Here is a 4,960-nt window from a genome sequence, read left to right as displayed (position 1 = left end):
CCTCAACGGACGCTCCGCGTTCGACTTTGAAGGGACGCGGAGCGTCCCAGGCTGCATTCCCACGCGGAGCGTGGGAACGATCAAAAGCTGTGACGCCGCGCCAGAGCCTTGTCGGACGATCGAACAAGCGTTTCATCGGCTTGATGGCCAATTGCTCACTTTGTCAGTGCGTTCTTCTGCGCAATCAGTACAATCGCCGCCTTTGCCCGACCGAGAACGGACGCAATCCGCGTTGGGTGGCCACGAGAAATCCCATGCTCATCGGTAGTTATTCCTCCACGCTGGTTTTCATTTCGTTGTGTGTGGCGATTCTCGCCTCGTACACCGCGCTCGACCTCACCGGTCGCATTGCCACGGCCAAGGGCCGGGCGGTGCATTTCTGGACTGCCGGCGGTGCGTTTGCCATGGGCATCGGCGTCTGGTCGATGCACTTCATTGGCATGCTGGCCTTCAAACTGCCGATCGACCTGGGCTATGACATCACCCTGACCGCGCTGTCGCTGCTCATCGCCGTGTTGTCCTGTGGGTTCGCCTTGTGGTTGGTCAGTCAGCCGAAACTGCCGATTGTGCAACTGGCGTTCGGCGCGCTGATCATGGGCAGCGGAATCAGTGCCATGCACTACACCGGCATGGCGGCGATGCGCATGACGCCAGGGATCGATTACGACCCGACGCTGTTTGGCGCTTCGCTGCTGATTGCCGTCGGCGCCTCGGCGGCGGCACTGTGGATCGCTTTCCGCCTGCGTCAGCATTCGCCTTATGTGCGACTGATTCGGGGCGGGGCGGCGATCATCATGGGCATCGCCATTGTCGGCATGCATTACACCGGCATGGCCGCAGCGCAGTTTCCTGATGGCAGTTTCTGTGGTGCCACCGTCAATGGCTTGAAGGGCAACGGCCTCGACAGTCTGGTGTTGATCACCACGTTGGCAGTGCTGTCGATTGCCTTGCTCACATCGATTCTCGACGCACGCCTGGAAGCGCGCACCGCTGATCTGGCGCACTCATTGACCGTGGCCAACCGCGAACTCACGCAATTGGCCCTGCACGACACCCTGACCGGCCTGCCGAACCGCATGCTGCTGGATGACCGGATCAATCAGGCGATGAAAAAGGTCCATGAGCAGGGTGGCTGTTTTGCTTTGATGTTCATCGATCTGGACGGCTTCAAACCGGTCAACGATGCGTTCGGTCACCATATGGGCGACCAGTTATTGCGGGAAGTGGGCTTGCGTCTGCGTGAAGACTTGCGCGGTCCGGACACACTGGCGCGAATCGGCGGCGATGAATTCGTGCTGCTGGTGCGTCTGACCGAACCCGATGACGCACTGGGACTGGCGGCACGTCAGGTCGGCCTGATCGCGCAATCATTCCGCGTCGCCGAACATGATTTGCAGATATCCGCCAGCGTCGGCATCGCCCTGTACCCGGGGAATGGCCAGACCGCGCAGGAACTGCTGATGAACGCCGACGCGGCGATGTACCACGCCAAGGGCGGCGGCAAGAACGGTTACAGCTTTTTCGACGCGTCGATGAACAACAACGCGCGCAAGCAGTTGCAGTTGTTGCAGGACCTGCGCGCAGCGCTGGAGCACAGCCAGTTCAGTTTGCATTACCAGCCGAAGTTCGACGCCGCCAACGGCCGTCCGGTCGGGGCTGAGGCGTTGCTGCGTTGGCAGCATCCGATTCACGGCATGCTGATGCCGGACAAGTTCATCGAACTGGCGGAGAAATCCGGGCTGATCATTCCGATCGGTGAATGGGTGCTCAATGAAGCCTGTCGGCAAATGCGCGAGTGGTACGTGCTCGGTTACACCGATTGGCGTATCGCGGTGAACCTGTCGGCGCTGCAGTTCTGCCACGCCGGACTGGTGCGCAGCGTGGCCAAGGCGTTGGCCACGCATCACTTGCCGGCGAACAGCCTGACGCTGGAAATCACCGAGACCACGGCCATGAGCGATGCCGATGCGAGCATGACGGTGTTGCAGGAGTTGTCGGACATGGGCGTCGATCTGTCGATCGATGACTTCGGCACGGGTTATTCCAGCCTGATGTACCTCAAGCGTTTGCCGGCCAACGAGCTGAAGATCGATCGTGGCTTTGTGCGCGATCTGGAGCATGACAGTGACGATGCCGCGATTGTTTCGGCGATTGTCGCATTGGGCCAGGCGCTCGGTTTGCGCATTGTCGCTGAAGGTGTTGAAACCGGTGTGCAGCAGGCGTTTCTGACTGAGCTGGGATGTGATTCGTTGCAGGGTTATCTGTTGGGGCATCCGATGCCGGCGGACAGATTCATGCAGGATATTGCGCGCGGCAAGCCGGTGGCGGCGGTCTGATCGACCGCGCTATCGTTCTTCGCGAGCAGGCTCGCTCCCACAGGGACGGCGTGGTGCACGAATGCAGTCTGGGAGCGAGCCTGCTCGCGAAGGCGTCCGGCCAGACACAACAGACCTCATGCAAAACCCGCCAATGGCGGTTATTCTTCCCCCCGACTGTTACGTGTGCATTGGGGGAGAAAGGCCAGCATGGATAAAGTCATTGTGATCACCGGTGGCGGGCGCGGGATTGGCGCCGCCACGGCGCTGTTGGCTGCCGAGCAAGGCTATCGGATCTGCATCAACTATGAGCAAGACGAGCAGGCTGCGCAAAGCGTGCTGGAGCAAGTCCGTGCATTGGGCGCACACGCCATCGCCGTGCGCGCTGACGTCAGCATCGAAGACGAAGTGATCGCGCTGTTCCAGCGGGTCGACAGCGAATTGGGCCGTGTCACTGCGCTGGTGAACAACGCCGGCACCGTCGGACACAAATCGCGGGTCGATGAAATGTCCGAGTTCCGCATTCTGAAAATCATGAAAACCAACGTTCTGGCGCCGATCCTCTGCGCCAAGCACGCGATTCTGCGCATGTCGCCCAAGCACGGCGGGCAGGGCGGCAGTATCGTCAACGTGTCGTCAGTGGCTTCACGCCTTGGTTCGCCCAACGAGTACGTCGATTACGCGGCCTCAAAAGGTGCGCTCGACACCTTCACCATCGGCTTGTCCAAGGAAGTCGCGGGCGAGGGGATTCGGGTCAACGCGGTGCGCCCGGGTTACATCTACACCGATTTCCACGCGCTGAGCGGCGATCCGGATCGGGTCAGCAAGCTGGAGTCGGCGATTCCGATGGCCCGTGGCGGACGGCCGGATGAGGTGGCGGAGGCGATTGTCTGGTTGTTGTCGGACAAGGCTTCGTATGCGACCGGGACGTTTGTTGATTTGGGTGGCGGGCGCTGATCGTTGGGATTTGTGTTGCCTGATCCGGCCCCATCGCTGGCAAGCCAGCTCCCACAGGTTTCTGTGTCGTACACAACATACGCGGTGACATAGAACACTGTGGGAGCTGGCTTGCCGGCGATGGGGCCACTGCAGTCAGCAACAATCTGTCAGAACGACCGCACAATCCGCCCCAACGTCTCCATGGCCTTTTCCGAATCCTCGGTCCACGGGCTGCCATAGTTCAACCGAATACAATTCCTGAACCGCTGCGTCGGCGAGAAAATCGGCCCCGGCGCAATGCTGATGCCTTGCGCCAGTGCCATCTGAAACAACTTCAACGAATCCATCTGCGGCGGCAATTCCAGCCACAAAAAGTAGCCGCCCGCCGGTTGGCTGACCCGCGTCTGCGCCGGGAAATAGCGGGCGATCGCCGCAAGCATCGCGCTCTGCTGTTCTTCCAGCGCATAACGCAATTTGCGCAAATGCCGGTCGTAGCCGCCGTGTTGCAGATAGTCGGCAATCGCCGCTTGCGCCGGCATTGAGGCACACAGTGAGGTCATCAGTTTCAGCCGTTCGATCTTTTGCGCGTAGCGGCCGGCGGCGACCCAGCCGATGCGGTAGCCGGGGGCCAGGCTCTTGGCGAACGAGCCGCAGTGCATCACCAAGCCCTCAGTATCGAAGGCCTTGGCTGGTTTTGGTGCCTGCTGGCCGTAATAGAGTTCGGCGTAGACATCATCTTCGATCAGCGGCACCTGATGGCGGCGCAGCAGTTCGACCAATTCCTGTTTCTTCGCCTCGGGCATGGTCGCGCCCATCGGGTTCTGGAAGCTGGTCATGCACCAGCAGGCCTTGATCGGGTGGCGTTCCAGGGTTTGCGCGAGCACGCCGAGGTCGATGCCATCGCGCGGGTGCACGGGGATTTCCACGGCTTTGAGTTTCAAGCGCTCGAGGACTTGCAGGCTGGCGTAGAACGCCGGCGCTTCGATGGCCACCAGATCGCCCGGTTCGGTGACGGCTTGCAGGCACAGGTTCAGCGCTTCGAGGGCGCCGTTGGTGATCAGCAACTCTTCCATCGGCAGCATCAGGCCGCCGACCATGTAGCGCAGGGCGATCTGCCGGCGCAGTTGCGGGTTGCCCGGCGACATGTCGGTGACGACCATGCGCGGGTCCATCTCGCGGGCGGCACTGGCCAGCGAGCGCGACAGGCGTTGCAGCGGGAACAGCGTCGGGCTGGGGAACGCTGAGCCGAAGGGCACGGTGCTCGGGTCCTTGATCGAATCGAGGACCGAGAACACCAGTTCACTGACGTCGACTTCGGTGGAGTCGTTGACGTGGCTGCTGATCACCGGCTCCGAGAACGGGCTCGGCGCGTGAGTGTTGACGAAGTAGCCGGAGCGCGGTCGGGCGCGGATCAAGCCACGGCGTTCAAGCAGGTAATAGGCCTGGAATACCGTGGACGGGCTGACGCCGTAGGTCTGGCTGGCGTAACGCACCGAAGGCACGCGCTGTCCGGGGCCGAGGACGCCGGAGCGGATCAGTTCAGCGATGTCGTCGGCGAATTTTTCGTAGCGTTTCATCGAGGAGCCTTGGTGCTGGTTGATGATGAGGTGTGTCAGGGGAACTGCCCCTCACCCTAGCCCTCTCCCAGAGGGAGAGGGGACTGATCGGGGGATGCTTGTGAACTACACCGACCTGAAAGCGTTTTG

At 61.3% G+C, this 4,960-nt stretch carries 3 protein-coding genes; 2 read left to right on the top strand and 1 reads right to left on the bottom strand.

Annotation, left to right across the window (positions count from 1 at the left end; genetic code table 11):
- Positions 1-254 precede the first annotated feature (254 nt).
- Together PMI23_RS27055 and PMI23_RS27050 are read left to right on the top strand one after the other, a co-directional pair.
- On the top strand, positions 255-2,336 hold the full coding sequence (locus PMI23_RS27055) for a putative bifunctional diguanylate cyclase/phosphodiesterase (RefSeq protein ID WP_007914362.1): 2,082 nt from the start codon (positions 255-257) through the stop codon (positions 2,334-2,336).
- A 189-nt stretch (positions 2,337-2,525) separates the two neighbouring features.
- Positions 2,526-3,272: an SDR family oxidoreductase gene (locus tag PMI23_RS27050; RefSeq protein WP_007914361.1), complete on the top strand. Its 747-nt coding sequence runs from the start codon at positions 2,526-2,528 to the stop codon at positions 3,270-3,272.
- Between the two features lie 149 nt (positions 3,273-3,421).
- On the opposite strand, the gene mapR is transcribed toward PMI23_RS27050, so the two are convergent.
- Complete coding sequence (gene mapR / locus PMI23_RS27045) at positions 3,422-4,831, bottom strand: GntR family transcriptional regulator MpaR (RefSeq protein ID WP_007919188.1); 1,410 nt, start codon at positions 4,829-4,831, stop codon at positions 3,422-3,424.
- Positions 4,832-4,960 lie beyond the last annotated feature (129 nt).

It is taken from the genome of Pseudomonas sp. GM24, assembly GCF_000282235.1.
GTDB lineage: Bacteria > Pseudomonadota > Gammaproteobacteria > Pseudomonadales > Pseudomonadaceae > Aquipseudomonas.
Note: the sequence above shows the minus strand (reverse complement) of the source record. Positions and strands in the feature narration are given on the sequence as shown.

Coding starts and splice junctions, on each gene's coding strand:
- PMI23_RS27050 (WP_007914361.1), top strand. CDS start 2,526: ATGGATAAAGTCATTGTGATCACCGGTGGCGGGCGCGGGATTGGCGCC.
- PMI23_RS27055 (WP_007914362.1), top strand. CDS start 255: ATGCTCATCGGTAGTTATTCCTCCACGCTGGTTTTCATTTCGTTGTGT.
- mapR (WP_007919188.1), bottom strand. CDS start 4,831: ATGAAACGCTACGAAAAATTCGCCGACGACATCGCTGAACTGATCCGC.